The sequence below is a fragment of the Paenibacillus sp. GCM10012306 genome (genome assembly GCF_042649265.1).
In the GTDB taxonomy this organism is placed as follows: domain Bacteria; phylum Bacillota; class Bacilli; order Paenibacillales; family Paenibacillaceae; genus Paenibacillus_AQ.
The window spans coordinates 1-19,040 of the sequence record NZ_JBHRYW010000015.1 but is presented as its reverse complement, the minus strand read 5'-3'; the positions used below and the strand labels follow the sequence as shown (position 1 = coordinate 19,040).

Annotated in this window: 16 protein-coding genes and 1 riboswitch; of the genes, 6 read left to right on the top strand and 10 right to left on the bottom strand. The window is 50.3% G+C overall.

What is annotated here, in order from left to right:
- Positions 1-79 precede the first annotated feature (79 nt).
- Positions 80-181, top strand: a riboswitch (TPP riboswitch).
- A gap of 128 nt (positions 182-309) precedes the next feature.
- The 5 genes from ACFORK_RS25230 to thiH are packed head-to-tail and all read left to right on the top strand — an operon-like array spanning position 310 to position 4,117.
- Positions 310-954, top strand: a complete 645-nt coding sequence (locus ACFORK_RS25230) for a thiamine phosphate synthase (protein WP_379204302.1) — start codon at positions 310-312, stop codon at positions 952-954.
- Between the two features lie 4 nt (positions 955-958).
- Complete coding sequence (gene thiS, locus ACFORK_RS25225) at positions 959-1,162, top strand: sulfur carrier protein ThiS (RefSeq protein WP_379204300.1); 204 nt, start codon at positions 959-961, stop codon at positions 1,160-1,162.
- A gap of 5 nt (positions 1,163-1,167) precedes the next feature.
- Positions 1,168-2,202 carry a ThiF family adenylyltransferase gene (locus ACFORK_RS25220; RefSeq protein WP_379204298.1) on the top strand — a complete coding sequence of 345 codons (1,035 nt, stop codon included), beginning with the start codon at positions 1,168-1,170 and terminating at the stop codon, positions 2,200-2,202.
- 30 nt (positions 2,203-2,232) lie between these two features.
- Entirely contained in the window at positions 2,233-3,003 is a 771-nt protein-coding gene (locus ACFORK_RS25215; RefSeq protein WP_379204296.1) for a thiazole synthase, read from the top strand.
- 10 nt (positions 3,004-3,013) lie between these two features.
- Positions 3,014-4,117: a 2-iminoacetate synthase ThiH gene (thiH, locus tag ACFORK_RS25210; RefSeq protein WP_379204294.1), complete on the top strand. Its 1,104-nt coding sequence runs from the start codon at positions 3,014-3,016 to the stop codon at positions 4,115-4,117.
- A 13-nt stretch (positions 4,118-4,130) separates the two neighbouring features.
- Here the strand turns inward: thiH and ACFORK_RS25205 are convergent, their stop codons facing one another.
- The 4 genes from ACFORK_RS25205 to ACFORK_RS25190 all read right to left on the bottom strand — a co-directional run bounded on the left by ACFORK_RS25205 (position 4,131) and on the right by ACFORK_RS25190 (position 8,111).
- Complete coding sequence (locus ACFORK_RS25205) at positions 4,131-4,811, bottom strand: hypothetical protein (RefSeq protein ID WP_379204292.1); 681 nt, start codon at positions 4,809-4,811, stop codon at positions 4,131-4,133.
- Between the two features lie 162 nt (positions 4,812-4,973).
- Positions 4,974-5,561 carry a YjgB family protein gene (locus ACFORK_RS25200; RefSeq protein ID WP_379204290.1) on the bottom strand — a complete coding sequence of 196 codons (588 nt, stop codon included), beginning with the start codon at positions 5,559-5,561 and terminating at the stop codon, positions 4,974-4,976.
- 352 nt (positions 5,562-5,913) lie between these two features.
- On the bottom strand, positions 5,914-6,546 hold the full coding sequence (locus ACFORK_RS25195; protein WP_379204288.1) for a LysE family translocator: 633 nt from the start codon (positions 6,544-6,546) through the stop codon (positions 5,914-5,916).
- Positions 6,547-6,719: 173 nt separating this feature from the next.
- Positions 6,720-8,111: an MATE family efflux transporter gene (locus tag ACFORK_RS25190; protein ID WP_379204465.1), complete on the bottom strand. Its 1,392-nt coding sequence runs from the start codon at positions 8,109-8,111 to the stop codon at positions 6,720-6,722.
- Positions 8,112-8,394: 283 nt separating this feature from the next.
- Between ACFORK_RS25190 and pdxR the strand changes: the two genes are divergently transcribed.
- The gene (gene pdxR, locus ACFORK_RS25185; protein ID WP_379204285.1) at positions 8,395-9,831 is read left to right on the top strand and encodes a MocR-like pyridoxine biosynthesis transcription factor PdxR; all 1,437 of its coding nucleotides are present in this window, start codon (positions 8,395-8,397) and stop codon (positions 9,829-9,831) included.
- Between the two features lie 42 nt (positions 9,832-9,873).
- Here pdxR and ACFORK_RS25180 read toward each other — a convergent pair whose 3' ends face one another.
- The 6 genes from ACFORK_RS25180 to ACFORK_RS25155 all read right to left on the bottom strand — a co-directional run bounded on the left by ACFORK_RS25180 (position 9,874) and on the right by ACFORK_RS25155 (position 18,569).
- The gene (locus ACFORK_RS25180; RefSeq protein ID WP_379204283.1) at positions 9,874-10,878 is read right to left on the bottom strand and encodes a FecCD family ABC transporter permease; all 1,005 of its coding nucleotides are present in this window, start codon (positions 10,876-10,878) and stop codon (positions 9,874-9,876) included.
- The gene (locus tag ACFORK_RS25175) at positions 10,878-11,900 is read right to left on the bottom strand and encodes a FecCD family ABC transporter permease (RefSeq protein ID WP_379204281.1); all 1,023 of its coding nucleotides are present in this window, start codon (positions 11,898-11,900) and stop codon (positions 10,878-10,880) included. The genes ACFORK_RS25180 and ACFORK_RS25175 overlap by 1 nt, the downstream gene beginning before the upstream one ends.
- A 13-nt stretch (positions 11,901-11,913) precedes the next feature.
- Positions 11,914-12,894, bottom strand: a complete 981-nt coding sequence (locus tag ACFORK_RS25170) for an ABC transporter substrate-binding protein (protein ID WP_379204279.1) — start codon at positions 12,892-12,894, stop codon at positions 11,914-11,916.
- A 192-nt stretch (positions 12,895-13,086) separates the two neighbouring features.
- A complete protein-coding gene (locus ACFORK_RS25165) occupies positions 13,087-14,832 on the bottom strand; it encodes an extracellular solute-binding protein (RefSeq protein ID WP_379204277.1) in 1,746 nt (581 codons plus the stop codon).
- A 27-nt stretch (positions 14,833-14,859) separates the two neighbouring features.
- Positions 14,860-17,220, bottom strand: a complete 2,361-nt coding sequence (locus ACFORK_RS25160) for a helix-turn-helix domain-containing protein (protein ID WP_379204275.1) — start codon at positions 17,218-17,220, stop codon at positions 14,860-14,862.
- A gap of 224 nt (positions 17,221-17,444) precedes the next feature.
- Positions 17,445-18,569 (bottom strand): glycoside hydrolase family 88 protein, encoded by a 1,125-nt coding sequence (locus ACFORK_RS25155; RefSeq protein ID WP_379204273.1) that lies wholly within the window; start codon positions 18,567-18,569, stop codon positions 17,445-17,447.
- Positions 18,570-19,040: the final 471 nt, after the last annotated feature.

Sequence of the window (19,040 nt, the reverse complement as noted above, 5' to 3'; positions counted from 1 at the left end):
ACTCTTATTCAACATTTTCCCAATTTCCAATTGTATCTCCCTGAATAATCGTGTATAGTGACATTAACAATCTCATACGAACCGACACTAGGGGAGCCGCGTGGCTGAGACGAATGCAATATTCGGACCCTTTGAACCTGATCTGGTTAATACCAGCGTAGGGAAGTGCGCGTTAAGAGTCCGGGCTTGCCTTTTGTTATGGCTTGTTTTCCGTTGTCGTGCTTAGCCGTCTTCCGATCAGGAGGGCGGCTTTTTGTGTTGGATTTTATGGAGTGCAACACCATTACGTAACATGGAGCGATTCCTTTTATGAAAAAACGATTTCCCGCCGCTAACGGCCCTGAACTGCATCTGATCTCCCCGGAAGGAATATCGCTTGCAGATTGGCTGCGTCTTTCCCTAGCTGTTCTCCCCTATGTAGACTATTTCCACCTGCGGGATAGACAGCTTACAGCCAAAGCGCTTTTCGAAATCGTAACCCAAATGCACCAAGCAGGCATCCCTCTGGAAGCTATTGTTGTGAACGATCGATTGGATGTCGCTCTTGCCGCAGGGACCGGCGGTGTACAGCTTGCAGGACATAGCTTACGTGTAACTTCGGCGCGACCTTTAGCCCCAGGAATGCGCATCGGCTGCTCCATCCATTCGCCACAAGAAGCAGTCAGCGCGGCGGGTGAAGGAGCAGATTATTGCCTTTTTGGCCATGTCTATGAATCTGCCAGCAAGCCGGGTCTGCCCCCACGTGGTCTGGACATTCTCGAAGAAACCGCAGCTAGATGCCCGGTTCCGGTCATTGCCATCGGAGGAATTCAGCCGGACAATGCCGGAGCAGTCATCAGGCGCGGTGCAGAGGGGATTGCCATTCTATCTGGCATTAGCAGCGCAGCAGATCCAGTGGCACAAGCAGAAGCTTACCACACAGCCATTCAGACTGCATGGCTTGAGGGGAGGTGAAGATATGCAGGTTCAACTGAATGGAAAAGACACCCTACTAAGACAGCATTGTGTTACTGTTGCCGATATTTTGGCAGAGACACCCTGGAAAGGGCGGCGAGTTCTGGTGGAAGTAAACGGTGAAGTGGTGCCCAAGGACGCATATGGCGTCACCCGGCTGTCCGAAGGTGACCGGATAGAGTTTGTACATTTTGTGGGGGGAGGTTGAACGAATTGACTCTAACTACGGAAGAACAGGAGCGGTACAGCAGGCAGGTACGTTTTCACGGCATAGGCGCGGAAGGTCAAGCAAGACTAGCCGCCTCCAGTGTGCTCATTCTGGGTGCAGGCGCACTGGGGTCTGCTATTGCCGAGACGCTGGTCCGCGCCGGGGTAGGCAAAATAGTGATCGTCGACCGGGATTACGTGGAGTGGAGCAATCTCCAGCGCCAGAATTTGTACAGTGAAGCCGATGCAGAGCAAAGATTACCCAAAGCAATCGCAGCGGCACAGAGACTACAGAGCGTGAACTCTTATGTGACTGTGGAAGGAATTGTAGCCGATGCTGCCGCCGATGAGATTGTAGAGTATGCACGTGGGGTCGATTTGATTCTCGATGCCTCCGATAATTTTGAGGTCAGAATGATTATTAACGATATTTCGGCCAAGACAGGTATCCCTTGGATTTACGGAGCTTGCACAGGAAGCAGCGGTATATCTATGACGGTCGTCCCCGGAGAGAGCGCCTGCCTCCACTGCCTGATTGACGAGCTTCACGCCGAAGGGGATACTTGCGACTCGGTGGGTATTATTCAGCCGGCTGTACAGATGACTGCTGCTTACCAGACTGCCGAGGCGTTAAAATGGCTCTCCGGACAGAAGGAATCTCTACGCGGGACACTGGTTTCCTTTGACCTGTGGGAGAATCGGCATGTCTCGATCGTTACGGAACAGCTTAAACGTACCGACTGTCCCAGCTGCGGCGAAAAACCCCTCTATCCCTTCCTGTCTGCGACCAATCTGTCCAAGACCGCTGTATTATGCGGCAGAGAGACCGTGCAGATCCGCCCGGCCCGTTCAAGCCGCCTAAATCTGAAACTATGGGAAGAAATTCTCGCAGTGCATGGAGAGGTGAGACGAAATCCATACATGCTGTCGTTGGACTTAGCAAAACACCGGATTGCTCTGTTCCCGGATGGCCGGGTATTCATCCACGGAACCTCAGATACTGCTGAGGCCCGTACAGTATACCATCGATATTTTGGCTAAAAAATCGGATTATAGAGAGGGGTTCTCAGCATGAACGATATCTTCCAGATTGGCGGCAAAGCGCTGACCAGCCGCTTGTTCATCGGCACCGGCAAGTATAACCGCAATACCCTGATTCCCGAGGTGATTGCAGCATCAGGTGCAGAAGTCATTACTGTTGCGTTAAGGAGAGTCAATCCTGAGTGGGGGGAGGAAAATATTTTGCAGCATATCCCTGACAGTATGACGCTACTACCCAACACCTCCGGTGCCCGAAACGCAGAAGAAGCCATCCGTATCGCCCGGCTCGCCAAGGCGGCTGATATGGGCAATTGGATCAAACTTGAGGTTATTAAAGACCAACGCTATTTGCTGCCTGACAATATGGAGACGATTCGCGCAACGGAAGTGCTGGCTGCAGAAGGCTTTATCGTGCTCCCTTACATGACCCCCGACCTGGGCGCTGCTCTGCGGCTGCGGGATGCCGGGGCGGCAGCGGTTATGCCGCTTGGATCACCCATCGGCAGCAACCGGGGACTGCGGACCAAAGAGCTGGTCAGCATCATGATTGAGGAAGTAGATCTGCCTGTCATCGTGGATGCAGGGATCGGCCGCCCTTCGGAAGCAGCGGAAGCCATGGAAATGGGCGCCGCCGCTGTACTGCTGAATACAGCCATCGCCACGGCACGTGATCCGCTAGGTATGGCGGCTGCCTTCCGGAATGCGGTAACAGCAGGAAGGCTTGCTTATTTGTCAGGGCTGGGCCCGGTACAACAAGAAGCCGCCGCTTCTTCGCCCTTGACGGGATTTCTGAGCCAATAGGAGGATAAATATGAGCTTCTATGATAGATTACTGGAATTGGAACGCTTCCCGTTTCGAGAGCGGTTGTCGGAATATACAGACCTGAATATCCAGCGCATTTTGACTAAACAAAAAATCACTGAAGAAGACCTGCTTGCCCTGCTCTCCCCTGCCGCCAGCAGACATCTGGAGGCTATCGCTCAGAAAGCGCAGCAAGTCACCCGCAGTCAATTCGGTCATGTGATGCAGCTCTTTACGCCGATCTATGTATCAGATTACTGTGTGAATCATTGCGAATATTGCAGCTTTAGCTACGTCTATGATTTTCCGCGCAAGAAACTAGACATGGCTGAAGTCGAAAAAGAAGCTAGGGCGATTGCTGAGACAGGCATCCAGCATATCCTGCTGTTGACCGGCGAATCTCCTAAGGACTCCCCTGTCAGTTATATGAAGGAATGCGTTCAGGTGCTGCGGAAGCACTTCTCTTCCATCGGTATCGAAGTCAACCCATTGTCCGTTCAGGAGTACCGTGAGCTTGGAGAGGCCGGCGTAGACAGCTTGACGCTATTTCAGGAAGTCTATCATCAGGAGACATACAGAAAGCTACATATTAAGGGCCCTAAACGAAATTTCCGGGCTCGTCTGGATGCTCCTGAACGAGGCTGTGCGGCTGGATATCGCTCCGTCACGATAGGCGCGCTGCTCGGCCTGCATGATTGGCGGCAAGAGGCTTTTATTACAGCACTGCATGCTAATTATCTGCAAAGCAAATATCCCGACTGTGAACTCAGCCTGTCGATCCCGAGATTCCGCCCGTTTCTGGGAGACTATCACCCACATTCGGATGTAACCGACAGTGCGTTGGTGCAGGTTATACTTGCCTATCGTCTTTTTCTGCCCCGGGCCGGGATCACTCTCTCCACCCGCGAGCCAGCGCATCTGCGCGATCGCCTCATCCATCTTGGCGTAACCAAAATGTCAGCAGGTGTATCCACCGCAGTAGGCGGACACGTCAGCGACGGAGGCACGCCCCAGTTTGAGATTTCCGACGGACGCAGTGTATCCGAGATCCGGGAGATGCTGTATCAGAACAGGCTGCAGCCGGTGTTCAAGGATTGGGATATACTGGTGTGATAGAGCGCAGACACTACTTGATTTTCGAGAAATCCACTTTATAAGTAACAGTATCTTTGTTACTGCCATATTGATAGATTAACTCCGCATCCTGAGCATAGTTAATCTCAAAAATATCAAAAGGTACAAATAACCGATTTATGTACGCAGGCGAATTCGGCCAGTTTTCAGATTCTGCAGCATCATTATCTTTATTGATGATGACGTAAGAATGGAGAACTGTACTTCCCTGCTTTAAGGAAATATCAACGTTGCGTGCAAAATCAATCTCATCCCCCTTGGCTGTGACTTCAAAAGATAACAATAGCAAATTTGCATAATCATCTACTACCTTCTTGGCATCGGTCAAAGAAAAATCTTCGTCATTTTCAAATTTCATATAAGCTTTTCTCACAGTCAACAGATAAGGTGTAATTAATTTTACTTCTGGTTGATCGTGATGCACCTTATCAGTAGTGATCGGTAAATACCGAGAACGTTCGAAGGATTGAAGGACAGTATCATCTGCTCTAGCCAAGGCAATCGCATCGCTCAGGGTTTGATCAGACAGCTTAAATATCTTATCTTTGATGATTTGACTCATTTGTGCAGACTTTGTCTCAGCATCAGCTAAGGCTTCGGATAAGGATGACTTCGAAGCGCTCCCAGTACTTAATAAAGACAACACTACAATAGAAACAATTAATTCCTTCAATTCCCAATAACTCCTATCACTCTTGGTCACTTCATATTATCCTATGAAGAGTAAATAGGTCTATTCTATATTTGAATAAATAACAGCGCCTCCTTATTAGGGAAGCGCTGTTCTGCTTTTTTCTATTTCAAGCCGATAACATCGGCTTCTTATATCATGTCATCAAGAATGCAGCAAATTAATATGATCCAAATCCGTGCTGCTGTTGAAAATAAACTCCAGCTTATAATCACCGCGAACATAGGTTAATTTGGTTTGTTTGAGCTTGCCATTTTTAATGGTAGTTGTGGAGTTAGGGGCAAACCAATTTTTCTTCAGCATGCTCATGGTGATCCCGCCAATGTTGGTTTGGCGTTCGATATTCGTACCGAAATAACGCATTTCGCGGATTTTGTCCAGCTTGTAGGAGAAGGCATATCCCGGATGGCCCATTTCAGCATGATAGAGTTCAAAAGCGTCCGCATCATTGCCTTTTTGTTCCGGCTTACCAATTGTTTTGTACACATCCTTACGTGTACTTTTGCCTACGGTCAGGCCGCTAACAGAACCAGGAAACTGACCTTTCAATGCTGGCTTGTAGAAACTGTTTAATGTCTTGAGTGCTTGCGCTGTATCGGCTACGGGTGCGCTTGCAGCTGCAGCCTGACCCGCCGGTAAAAAGCTCGGACTTACTATAACGGCCCCTGCGGCAACCGCACCGGTCAATGACGCTGCAAGGGTGATTTTTAGAAATGACTGTTTCAAACTCATCGTAAACTTCCTCCTTGTGTATAGCACTTATGATAGGACCAGACCATCTTAGCATGGAGAATCCTGCGGTAAGTAACGATTCAATGAAAGAAAGCTTACTGGTTTGTAACTTCGGGCCTACTAATTAAAACCCTTACATGGAACTATCCTTCTCTAATTTCCAGCATTAGGTGTATTGTATTAACCAGAAATGCATCCAGCTTAAACACCTGGTAGCCCGTACTTCGATTAAATAATAAGCCTTACCGTCAATAAAAAAAAGCCGCGTTCAGTCACCACATGCTGCTTGTGGCGTACTGCGCAGCTAATTTTGTCGGTTTTCCAATCTTCGTTACAGAAAATTCATAAAAGATCAAAAATATTTTTTCACACTCACACCGAACTGGTAAAAGAAATATCCTGCAAATCCAATCAGGACAATGCCTGCTGCAATCGTCACCCATTTGATCGCTGTGTGGTTCATGGCCTTACGGGTGGTAGCTACAATCGTCATTAGTCCCAAATCGTGAATCAGGATGCCCAGCATAATGCCTAGACCGACAATCAGAAAACTGCCGGTATTGGATTTGTCGAATGAATCGGCCAACACAGTACCGAAGACACTCACCCAAAACACCAGGTTCCCTGGTGAAACGGCTACAAGCAGTCCATTTTTATAAGAAGAAAATAGCGATTTGGTCTTCTTTTCCCCAGACAGCGAGATATCATGATCTGCATTTTTAATACTGTCATAGCCTACGTAACACAAGAACAGCGCCCCAACCAACCACATAATGACTTGTATAATAGGTAGAGATAGCACGGAAGCCAGGCCCAAATACAATGCGATGATTAACAGCGCATCTACGGTCATCCCGCCAAGTCCGACGATCCAGCCGTGCATAAATCCATTTTTGAGCCCTTGCTTTGTCATTTCGATCGTAATCGTACCGACTGGAAGGGCTATAGAGAAACCTAGTAAAACGTATGTAAGGAGCATTGCCATGGTAAAATCACCTCTGTATATTTATGCGCAAAAGTTTATTTTACACGAATATCCAGTCATAGGCAATCTATCTTTTAAAGAAAAGGTACTCTAGTAAAAATAAAGAGAGCTGCACATCGTGTGTTCAGCCCTCGCTAAACTAAATGGTCGATCCCATTTTGTTCCTTATAGCTCTAAATCAATTTATGCGCATACCACTTCTTGCCACGGAACCGCCACAGGAAAATGCCTCCGCGGACCGCCCATTCGCTGTTCATGGCCAGCCAAACCCCCAGAATACCGTAGCCGAGTACGATTCCCAAGATGTAGCCAAGAATTACCCGGAACAGCCACATGGTCAGCATCGAGGTGATGGAAGTAAATTTGGAGTCTCCCGCCGCCCGTAGCGCGGATGGCAAGACAAAGCTGATGGCCCATAGCGGCACCTGAGCGATGGAATTGACCAGCAATACCACAAACAGATCATGAATGATCTCCGGTGGCGGCGAGAAGATCGATACCAGCGGGTGGAACAGTGGCATCAGAATCAAGGCGATCACTGCTAACGATCCGGAACCGATCCAGAGAAAGGCCTTGATGAATTTTCTTGCATCAGAGACATTACCTCGCCCGATAGATTGACCTACCACCGTTACAATCGTCAAGGAGAGTGCACTGACCGGAATCTGGAACACCATCGCCAGCGAGCCGGCAATAGCATTGGTCGCAATAGCATAGGTGCCCAAGCTAACGATGAACACCTGGGTCAACAGCTTTCCGCCGTTGAAGAACATCTGCTCCGCGGCGAATGGCAGGCCGATGAACATGATTTTCCGAAGCATGGTCATTGGGATATGAAATAAGTCGCGCACACGGACACGCAGTGTAGTGTCTATCTTGAACAGATAGTACAGGGCACAGGCCATGCCCACATAACGGGCGATATTAATCGCAAGCGTCATCCCCAACACACCCATATGCAGCAGGCTAATGAAAACCACGTTGAGAACGACGTACAGCAGGTTCATAATCAACGACAGCATCAAGGATGCCCGGGTCTTGCCGACACCGCGTAAGGCCCCGCACACCGCCTGAACTACGGCAATCCCCAGGTAAGAGATACTGCTGCCGATCAGATAAATCCGCGCACTATCCAGCACATCAGCCGAAGCTGAACCAAACAGAAGATTAAGTATAGGGGTGTGGAAGCCCATTAGCAGAAGGCCGATACCAAGCGCGATCAGTGACACCGAAGTAACGGAGCCTGCTGTCGCCTGAGAGACCATACGGTCATTGCCGCTCCCCTTATACTGTGCGACTACTACCGTTCCCCCAGTGGCAACCGCGACAAAGACGTTGATCAGGAAAATATTCAGCGAATCCACCATATTTACCGCACTGACCGCCGATACCCCCGACGAGCTGATCATCGCGGTATTCACCAGGTTGAGCCCGATAATAAAGGCCTGATCAATCAGAATCGGAATAAACAAAGCTATAATTTGCCGATAATCCATACTCTCCCCGGACAGATATTTCTCCAGCAAGCCTTTCTTCGGAAGACGAGCGCGAAGCTGCATAACCATCATCACATTCTTTTCTGTAAAATTGGAAAAAACTCTTCATATGAAGAGCCTTTTCATGAAAAATACCAACTTATCCGTGACCGCTTTACATTCAGTTTACACTAAATACGTTGTTAAGTCTGTACTCCAAGACAACATATTTACCTCAAAAGTTGGAATACGGTTAGACTGGGTTGTCCACGCTGGATAGTGTAGAATGAAAAAACAATCCTAATTAGGACTAGCAGTTTGGAAAATCAAGTTAGTTCTATTACAGAATAGCATTATGGCAGGTGATGAATATATGTGGAAACCGAATCGGCAAAGCAGCAGGCCAGTGTATCTTCAAATCGCTGATCTTCTGGGAGAAAAAATAGTACAAGGTGAGTACCCGCCGGGCAGTCGGCTGCCCTCGGAACGGAAGCTGGCGGAGCAGTACAAAGTCAATCGCAGCACGGTGGTACTTGCTTATTCGGAGCTGCGCTCACAGGGCATAATCGAGACCCGGCCCGGCAGCGGGACACTTGTCAGCCCGCTCAGACAAAAAAGTGCGCTCTCTACGCCGAGTTGGCAGGCTTACGCGGACAGCGGCAACTTTTTGCCCAATCTTCCGCTGCTCCGTCGTGTCCGCGAAGCGCTGGGGCATGATCCAGCGCTGATTGATTTTGCCAGCGGAAAGCTTTCGCTAGAACTGTTACCGACAGATGAGATCAATCGGATTATTTCCGAGTACCGTTATTCGCCCCATGAAGGGCCTGATCTCCCCCAGGGGTATCTCCCCTTACGTCAGGCCTTGGCGGAATTTCTTGCGCGTTACAGAGGTATCCAGACGACCCCGGATTCCATAATGATCACCTCGGGTTCACAGCAATCGCTTCACTTAATAACCCAATGCCTGCTGTCTCCAGGGGATGCCATTGGGGTCGAGTCCCCTTCTTTTTTCCGTTCATTGTCAATGTTCCAGTCGACAGGCTTGCGGTTATTCAGGCTGCCAGTGGACGATCAGGGCATCTGCCCGGACAGTCTGCGCACATTGCACAGGAAGCACCGGATCAAGATGCTCTTCATCAACCCCAATTTCCAGAATCCCACTGGAACGCTGCTGGGCAGGGAAAGACGCAGGCTGCTGCTGGAGACAGCCAGCGAGCTGCGGCTTCCCGTTGTAGAGGATGATCCGCTGGGCTTGACCGGATACAACGGAGAAATGGCCTTCCCGTTGAAATCAGAGGATACGGCCTCCGGTCTGCTCTATACAGGCTCCTTCTCCAGAATAGCTGCACCGGGCCTGCACATCGGCTGGATTGTTGCACCGAAGTCCGTCCTCAGTCGCCTAGCCGATGCCAGACGGCAGATGGATCTTGGCTTCAGTATCATACCTCAGCATATTGCGGCTGAGTTTATGTCCTCGCCCACCTTCGTGTCACACCTGGAGTTTTTACGGCAAAGGCTGCTGTACAAGCGAGATTTAACCATCAGCTCATTGGAACAAGAGCTGCCTGGGATAGTTAGCTTCAACAAGCCTGAGGGGGGAATCTATTTGTGGTGCAAGCTGCCAGGCGAGATCAATGAAAGTCGATTGCTGGAGGCGGCGCTGCAGAGAGGGATGGCGTTTGTGCCGGGCGGGGTATACGGCGCTGAGTCAGGTTATCTGCGGCTGGCCTATGGCAGGCCGACAGACCAAGACATTCTACCTGGCATAGCCAGGCTAGCAGACGCTGTACGCGCCGAATTGCAGAAATAATATTTGAAGATGACATTAAACAAACCAAACAAGAGCCAGCCCTTAGCGGGACCGGCTCTTGTTTGGTTGTGCTCTGCGAATGAGCAGCAGATAGATAAAATAAGGCGCACCGATCAGCGCGGTGAAGATTCCTGCCGGAATTTCCAGCGGCGGCAGAACTACACGGCCGGCCAGATCTGCCAGCGTTACCAGCAAAGCTCCGAGCAGAGCCGCTACTGGCAAGTACAATCGGCTGTCAGGACCGACAAGCCATTTGGACAACGGCGGGATGACCAGGCCGACAAAGCCGATCGTGCCGGAGACAGCCACAGAACTAGCAGACAGGCCTACCGCTGTAAGCAGCAGCAGCACGCGCACCATCTGGATGCGCAGCCCTAGACCGGTTACGGTATCTTCGTCCAATTGCAGCGCATTGATCTGCCGGTGACTGAACAATGCCAGAATCACTCCCCCCAGTGTCCAGGGCCAGAGCATCTCCACATGCTGCCATGAGCGGGCATAGAGGCTACCCTTCAGCCAGACAAGCGCCTGGGAAGAATCCAGCGCATATTTGACGATCAGGAACGTAATCAGTGAGTGAAAGCCCAGGGATACAGACACACCAGTCAGTGCAAGCCGGGTAGGCCGGATTCCGCCGCGCTGGTAAGCGAACAGGTAGACGATCACAGCAGCGGTCACTGCCCCGGCAAAAGCCGCTAACGGGAGTCCCGCCGCGCTCCATGTCGGAAAGGCAAGCAACACAACCACCGCACCAAAGCCGCCGCCAGCGGTGACACCGACAATATCAGGTGCAGCCAGCGGGTTCCGGGTGATGCTCTGCAGAATGGCCCCGGAGACGGCCATATTGATCCCAGTCAGGACTGCGATAATCAGCCGCGGCAGACGATATTTAAGCACCAGCGGTTCTCCGCCAGCCAGCTCGGCCAGAATCTCCCGCAGCGGCGTATTCACCGCACCAAAACGGAGACTCAAGACCGCCGCTACTATCAGCAGCAATATTAACACCGCAACGATCTGCCCAAAACGACTCCATTTTCTCAGTTTCATTATCGATGGCCCTCCTTCTGCCTACGCAGCAGGTACAGAAAGAAAGGTACCCCCATGAATGCTGTAATAATACCTACTGGCAGATCAGCAGGATAAGTCAGCCATTGTGACAAAAAATCAGCAGCAGACAGCAGCACCGCTCCCATGATAGCGGATAGCGGCAAAATGACCTTGTGATCTAGACCGCCCAGCCGTTTGGCCATATGCGGCACCATGAGACCAATAAAACCGATCGGTCCCGCTACGGCGACGGCACTGCCTGTCAGAATAACGATCAGTACACCGATCAGTTGCCGGACACGGGGTACATTTACCCCAAGCCCGGTGGCCAGTTCTTCCCCTTGACCCAGCAAATTCAACGTTCTGGCCAACAAAAAAGCCACGATCAGGGCAGGAATATCCAATGCCCAGACCAGTTTGTTGTCACTCCAGGTCGTCCCTGTCAATTTTCCAGCCATCCAGTACAAAATCTCGATAAGCTGCGTCTCATAGAGCAAAATAAATCCGGTCGTTAAAGCACCCATGAATGCGCTTATCGCAACACCCGCCAGCATTAGCCGGGAGGCATCATTTCCACTGTAACGGGATAGCCAGGAAATTAAGAGACCGATTGCCCCGGCACCGCATAAAGAAGCCAGCAGGATCACTGTCGAGCTGTCCTTTTCACCAAATCCGACGATGGCAATGACGGCAAAGCAGGAAGCACCCTGGTTAATGCCCAGAATCTCAGGATCAGACAGCGGATTGCGGGTCATACTCTGCAGCAGACAGCCGGCAATCGCAAGTCCGGCGCCCAAAATGATGGACAGAAGCAGCCGGGGTGCGCGTATGGACCACAATGTGTAATTCAAGACTTCATCGCTAGTCGTGGAGAAAAGCGTCGACCAGGTCAACCCCTTTACCCGGTAGCTGAGGGTGACAGCCGCTATAACAAGCAGAATCACTCCGAGAATGCTGAAAACCAACCACAAGGGGAGCGCTTTACGCGCCTCCCCTTCTTTTTTCAAACCAATATCACTCAAAAGAGATCTCTCCCTACTTGGATGCACTGTTTGCTTTCAGTATTTCCTGAAATTCTTCCAGGATTTTAGTGGCGGCAATCGGACCGCGTCCACGCGCCCAAAGATTCCGGTCCACAGTAAGGAAATGTCCCTCTTTTACAGCCTTCAGGTCCTTAAACAACGGATTGTCCTTAAGCTTATCGGGGCTATCTCCATAGAGTAGCAGATAATCCGGATTCAATTCATGCACCCGCTCAAGCGCCATTCTCGATACCTCGCCCTTGCCTTCCGTACTGGTTACTTCACCGTTGAACGAATAGTTCATGCCTACCCGATCTATCAATGTACCAATGAAGGAATCCTTAACCCATACAGAGAAGCTGTCGTCAAAATAACCACTGACCAGAATTGTCGGATTTCCCTGAACCTCCTGTTTGAGAGAAGCAATCTTATCCTCCAGGTTCTGAATCACCTGCTTGGCTTCTTCCTTCTTGCCTAGTAACTCGCCGATGGTAGTTACATTAGCAATCACTTGATCATAGCTTGCATCGTCAAAAGCAATGGTAGGCGCAATGCCTTCCAATTCCTTCTGGATCATACTGTGCCGGTCCACACTGGCAATGATCAGATCCGGCCGCAGGGACTGGACGACCTCCAGATTGGGTGCCTTGCGCTCTCCCACATCGGCCACTCCAGTGTCTTTATCCGCCAAATATTCAGGAATCTTGGTTTTGCCTACGCCCGCATTCCCGACTGGCGTCACTCCAAGGGCAGTCAATGTATCAATAAAGGAAAAATCCAGCGTAACGATTTTTTGCGGCGTCTGTGCAAACTCTGACTCGCCCCATGCATGTTTTATAGAAACGGACTTGGAAGCTTGCTCGGTAGGAGCGGCACCCTCTGATTTTGTGTTAGAGCCGGAAACCGCCGCTTGGTCTTTATTGCCGCAGCCAGCCAAAGCTAGACTTAGCAGAATAGTAAAAACAATCCCCATATGTAGCTTTCTTTTACGCATCTCTATTTTTCTTCCCCTCTTATGAAAATGATAATTATTATCAATGATTAGTTTAAGACAAGACTGCATCTTTTACACCATCCAGTTTTTCAAACGGAACCTCATCCAGTTTGCCCAGGATGCATAAAAAAGAACCCTGCCACTTATCCGGCAGCGTTCTTATGATGCTATATCTTCATTAACCTGTCTCCTTCACCGCTCGGAGTACCGATTAAGCGCAGCTGTCTGGATCTCTATAGCCCGGTCGATCTTCAAATCCTTGATCTGGGCTACATAGTCGTCGAAGCTCTCCAACGGCTCGATGCCAAAAATAATCTTCAGAGACATTTCATCTACCAAAGTCGTAACATCCGCCATGATCGCAGAGAATTCCGCACTCTCCTTCTCCGTCTTGGAAATTTGCGGCAGCAGGGTGTTTCTGGCATCGGTTCCCGACCAGATCTCAACGGCATCCTGCTGCTCCGGCAGGAAGTAGTACTGCTCCAGATAACGAACGTCCTGCACAAAAGGGCCAAAATAGCTGGCTCGCGTGTACATGGCAAGCGACTGGGCTGGAGCCAGTCTGTCTGGATTCTGCATGATGAGATCGGTGTAGGCAGGATAACCGTCCTTCATCTCATAACTGACGCCCTCCATACCAAAGTTGAAGAGCAGATGTCCTGCCGGGCTGTAGCCGTAATCCAGCATACGAACTGCTTCCTCCACATTCTTGCTACTGCTGGAAATCGCTACGCCACCACTGCCCATGTAGGCATTGGCCCGCTGCCCAAATTTCGGCTTCTCTCCGGCATGAAGCACCGGATAGGGAGCCGGAACGAACTTGGCCTGCGGCCATTTGTCCTTCACTGCGGGCTGCCACATGCCAATACCTGCACCCGCGTTCCAAATGCTGGCCCCGCTTCTGCCAGAGATCATATTGGCATCAAGCGTCTTGGTGTCAACCGAAGCCATATTTTTGTCGATCAGACCTTCTGCATACCACTGTCGAAATAGAGCCAGAAAGGATTTGTACCCAGGTTCTACTGCCCCGTACTTCACTTGACCTTGATCCAGATAAAAGCCTTTCTTGATCCCGTAGGCCCCGACAAAAGCCCCACTCTCGATACCGAATAAGGGGCTAGGAACGCCCAGAAAACTTAAGGGTGCCGCAATACCCTTTTTCTCCTTGAAGGCCTTAAGGGCAGTATGCCAATCGTCAATGGTAACAGGCACCTGAAGCCCCAGTTCATCCAGCCAATCCTTGCGGATAATCGGACCCTGATACGTAAGCAGCCTTTCATCCCCTTGAATAAACGGGAATACATAATAGCTGCCGCTGTCCGTCTTGATCTGCTTATCGATCTCGGGATGCTCACGGAGATATTGTTTCAGATGGGGTGCATATTGGTCTATAACTTCATTCAGGCGCAAAATGTACCCGTCATTAATCGCTTTTTCCGGTCCCCCAGGAAAGCCGGCCCATTCATATTCCAGCATATCCGGTAGATCTCCGGAAGCTAGTAGCACATTCATGGCTTCTCTGGCCTGGTTGGCCGGAGGCTGAATGAAATTCAGCTTCACCCCGGTCCGGCGCTGCCATTCCTGAAAGAAGGGAACGTCCTGAAAGGTGGGTTTGATATTGCCAGCGTTGCCATTCAGTTCTGCCCAATAAGTGAGCGTCTTGTTCGTATGGAGCGGATAACCATCCTCTTGGGGAATCTCCTCTATGCTCTTTTGCGCCAAAGATGGCAATGAGGCCTCCTGCTGCTTCGGCGCCTGTGCCTTGCAAGAGGAACCTAACATTGCGAGTATCAGCAGCAGCCACAGGATGTACCGGGATCGCCGGAATCGATTCTGCTTGTCAGCCTTAGCTGATACGTTATGATCTTGCACACTGGCTGTATTCTGTTCTCCCCCGCCTCTCTCTTCACCATTGCTTTCCGTTCCTTCCCCCCTCATGAAACGTCCTCCTTTCTTCCGGATATGTCACGTCATTTCCTTGAATTTCCCCGGAGTAATTCCCTCATATTTCTTGAACACACGAATAAAGGTTGCCACCTCGTTGTACCCGGCCTGCTTGGCAATATCGGAAATTGAAGCCTGTCTTGTCTTCAACATCTCCTTGGCCTGTCCAATCCGGTATTTATTGATATAATCCAGCACGCCTTCCCCGGTCTGACTCTTGAACAGCTTCGATAAATAACTGCCCTTCATGTTAAAATGCTCGCCGATCATATTGACGCTCAGATTGGAATTACTGTACTCGTCTTCGATATGCGCTGTAACCTTGAGAACCAGATCACGCAGCGATTCTGCCCGTTCGTGTGAGACGTTCTGCTCCAGCTTGGCCGCGGCAAATGCACAGACTTCCGCAACCAGTGTCTGGAGCTCTGCCTTCATCTCCAGGATTGTGTCACAAGCTATGATTTGATCCAGCCATAACGGGTTATCGCCCAACATGCCGCTGTTCCCGTCGCCAAGCTCGTTCATCGCCTTCACCATGGTTCCAGCTAAATTAAAGATCAGACAGCGGGCAAGCGTCAGTGAAATAATCGGCTGATTGAAGTTGCGGTCTGTCACCTCATCGATGATTTTCGTGACCTGCTCTATATCTCCAACCTTGATTAGATTGATAATCTGTTGCTCCACCTGCAGCGGATAATAATATCCGGTCTGCGAATGCTCCGTAGTCTCTCTGCGAATTTCGTCATAGGTGATGATCTCCTGCTTGCCCAGCACCATTTTGTAGGCCATAGCATCTACAGCTTCGCGGTATGCTTCAGCGATACCTGTCAGGGAGGAATGAATACCGCCAATAGACAGAGTCAGTACCATGTGATAGCTGGCTAGAAAACGCTGCGCTTCCGCGGCAATAGCTTTCAGGTCTTCTTTGAAAACAGCCGACTCCGGCTCTCCGCAATTCACCAGACACACCATCATGTCATCCACTTCCACCACATATCCAACATGATGGTACTGAGCGGCCAGTTCCTCCACCACGTTGCTAATAATGAACTGAATCAGCTTGCTTTTCTCATGCAGATCAATACCGGGTAGCTGAGCGGACAGACTTTCGCCGTTCTCCACCATGAACAGGATCACGGCAAACTCCTCGGATAACAGCTTGATGTCAAAAGACTCGAAAGCCTCTTCATAGGGAATAAGATGGTCCGACTTGCCTTTGAGGAGCCGATTGAGCATATTGGAACGCAGCACATGCTGATGTGATTCCAGCTGTAGTGCAATTTTTTCCTTTTCACTTCTCGTCTTCGAAATCGATCTTTGGATAAAGCTTAGCTCGTTCCAGTCCCTACGTTCTTCATGAGAGTTCTTGTCTGTCAGAAGCTGCACAAGCTGCTGAATCGGTGAATAATTGCGGCGCATAAAGAACCAGGTCAGCACCCCTGCGCTCACAACACTGAGAAAGAGGCTGATATAAGTGAATCTGCGGACATACTCCGCTTTTTCCCAATAAATACTGCTCGGGATCATCAGGACATATTTTAATTTGGAGATGGAAGATTGGATGTAAAAAAGCTCGGAATCCCCGTCTCGTGTCGGGATATTCATCACTTGGCTGCTGTCGGCCGGCAAATCCTGCAATAACAGATCCTGATTGATCGAGACTGGCAGGTTGGACAACAGGACCTCGTTCTCCTCATTAAGAACCAGGACCTGCCCGCCGCTGAAGCCGGATATGCTCTCGATGGCCTGCTGGAACCTGGCGGTATCCGCCATGACCACTACTGTCCCCGTCTCCCTACCGTTCAGATCCTTGGGCAAGTGGGTTAGGTAGGCTATGCTGGTCTGCGGTTTGGCCGAATCTAGATGAGGTAGTAGCAGAAAACGGTTATTCGTCGATTGATGGATCGTATCCAGCCACTGTTCATAGGTCAGGACACCGTTATTGTGAATTGTATTGAAAGCGGTTTCCAAATCACGCACATTACCAGACCGGATGACGGAACCGTCTTGATCCCAGGTGACATAGAACTCATCAATAGAGGCATACGAAGTCTGGTACATCCGCAGTTCTTTGACCAATTGATAGACCGTGAACTGGGCATCGCCCTGGGTTTTGCTAGAATACATCAGATCCTGCAGCTTGCTGTTCCAGGTCATCTCCATATTCAGACGCTTCATGAGATCAATCTGGGTATCAATGGTATATCGAACCTGTCTCAGCATGGAGTCATTGGCACGATGAATCTCACTTTTCAGTGCCTGACTTGACTGAGCGTATACCAGCAAGCTGACGATCATCGGCACGAACAAGACGGCGCTGTATGAGATTAACCAGGTCACGATGATACTTTTCCGTTTCTCCCACAAAAATTTTAGATTCAAAAAAACCCCTCATCTTCTGATATGATTTGAATTCGGCGTATCCTTATTATAGCGATCATTTCAGCAGAGGGAATGTTCAAAAAGTTAAAACGGATAGATAAAAATGACAATTACCCGAGTGGAGGGTTCCATTTCGGGTCATTGTCATTTGGGTGTTTACATCTGGAAAAAGCCGCAACCACGCGGATATGTGGTGACAACACCTTAAAAAATTGGTGCTGCCATCAAAAAATCCGGTGCTCCCAGCCCTTCAGCTTCGCGATGGCCTCCACGAAGAAGTAGTCGCCATAGATCAGCGACACATCCACGTTCTCACCGGCCGGTTTGTGGCCGGTGCCGTGGCGGAGGATGGCCTCATGGCTTTCATCCTCCCATGTGCTGTAGTGCGCATCCAGCGAATACAGGATGCGCTCCGCCGCCGCGCGATAGACTCGGCCTTCGGCCGGTGTCAGACGCTCGGCGATCTCCAGCAGCCCCGACGCTGCGCAGGCGGCTGCTGAGGAATCGCGCGGCTCGCCATCAAGGCTCGCTGCCGCGCGGAAATCCCAGTGTGCGACACCATCCTCCGGGAGGTTCGCGAGGAAAAAATGGGCGACTCGCCGCGCCGCATGCAGGAATACCTCATCGCCGGTGTGGCGATAGGTATTCGCCATGCCGTAGAGCGCCCATGCCGCGCCCCGGCTCCAGCCGGAATCCGGGGCATGGCCCTGCCCGCCGAGCACTTCGAGGCGCTCGCCGGAATCCGGGTCGAACACCACGATGTGGTTCACCGACCCGTCATCCCGGATGAAGTGCTTCAGCACGGTCTCCGCATGGGACCGGGCGATCTGCGCGAACCGGGGATCGCCGGACTGCTGCGATGCCCAGAACAGCAACGACAGGTTCATCGAGGTATCGATGATGGACCAGCCATGCTTGTCGCCATTCCAGGCCCGGATAAACTGGCCGTTCAGATTGTATCGTCCGGCGAGGAAATTCGCCGCGAACAATCCGCGGCGCAAAGCATCTGCATCGCCAATCAGCAGATGCTTAAACACCGCTGTGGGCAGGAATTGAAAGCCCACATCATGATCGTAGCTATTCGGCTCCAGCATGAGCCGCTCAAGCCGTTCATCCCAGCTCCAGGCGGCTTCTTTATATGCTTCTTTGCCGGTCATGTCATACATGAGCCACAGGATGCCCGGCCAGAAGCCGGACGTCCACCAGTCGATCCGTTTATCGTCATACTTACCGTCTTTCCCGGCTACATGCGGGGATTTATCACCAATCAGGCGGAGCATAAGCTCCGTCTTCCGCTCCAATCTCCCCCACACTGCGGCGGCATCGAAGGTATTTTGTGTTGTTTCCATAATAGAGGTGCTCCTTTCTATTGATCTTTTAGCTATTTTTGTTATCTCAACAGTTCTTTAATGTCTTGTTAGCCCTTTAATATCTCGTTAACTCCTTGTTATTTAGATGACTATTTATTACCTTAGTTATATGGGAATTTAAAATTCAAACAGTGTTCCCCGTGGCTCTCCAGCAAAGACGAGCTTTCGGCCACCGTTGTCTTGGACTCCATAAAGATGATCAACGGTATTTCATTCTGCATTCCAAATTAGCGGCATTTTTGTACCTTATATTTCTTGTTTTAAGGGAAATTAAGGATATAAGAGCAATATTGTACCTTATTTTGTGAAAAGTGTCCTCCTAGGACCGCTTCAGGAAGAATTAGCATACAAAATGCAATTAGAATAAATAGTGGACACCCGTTAACGGACAGACCGATAATGAAATCAGTGGAGGTGTGTTCACTTGGGAGAACAAAGACAACGATATAA

Coding starts and splice junctions, on each gene's coding strand:
- thiH (WP_379204294.1), top strand. CDS start 3,014: ATGAGCTTCTATGATAGATTACTGGAATTGGAACGCTTCCCGTTTCGA.
- ACFORK_RS25195 (WP_379204288.1), bottom strand. CDS start 6,546: ATGGCAATGCTCCTTACATACGTTTTACTAGGTTTCTCTATAGCCCTT.
- pdxR (WP_379204285.1), top strand. CDS start 8,395: ATGTGGAAACCGAATCGGCAAAGCAGCAGGCCAGTGTATCTTCAAATC.
- ACFORK_RS25230 (WP_379204302.1), top strand. CDS start 310: ATGAAAAAACGATTTCCCGCCGCTAACGGCCCTGAACTGCATCTGATC.
- thiS (WP_379204300.1), top strand. CDS start 959: ATGCAGGTTCAACTGAATGGAAAAGACACCCTACTAAGACAGCATTGT.
- ACFORK_RS25215 (WP_379204296.1), top strand. CDS start 2,233: ATGAACGATATCTTCCAGATTGGCGGCAAAGCGCTGACCAGCCGCTTG.
- ACFORK_RS25200 (WP_379204290.1), bottom strand. CDS start 5,561: ATGAGTTTGAAACAGTCATTTCTAAAAATCACCCTTGCAGCGTCATTG.
- ACFORK_RS25165 (WP_379204277.1), bottom strand. CDS start 14,832: ATGAGGGGGGAAGGAACGGAAAGCAATGGTGAAGAGAGAGGCGGGGGA.
- ACFORK_RS25190 (WP_379204465.1), bottom strand. CDS start 8,111: ATGGTTATGCAGCTTCGCGCTCGTCTTCCGAAGAAAGGCTTGCTGGAG.
- ACFORK_RS25170 (WP_379204279.1), bottom strand. CDS start 12,894: ATGCGTAAAAGAAAGCTACATATGGGGATTGTTTTTACTATTCTGCTA.
- ACFORK_RS25155 (WP_379204273.1), bottom strand. CDS start 18,569: ATGGAAACAACACAAAATACCTTCGATGCCGCCGCAGTGTGGGGGAGA.
- ACFORK_RS25180 (WP_379204283.1), bottom strand. CDS start 10,878: ATGAAACTGAGAAAATGGAGTCGTTTTGGGCAGATCGTTGCGGTGTTA.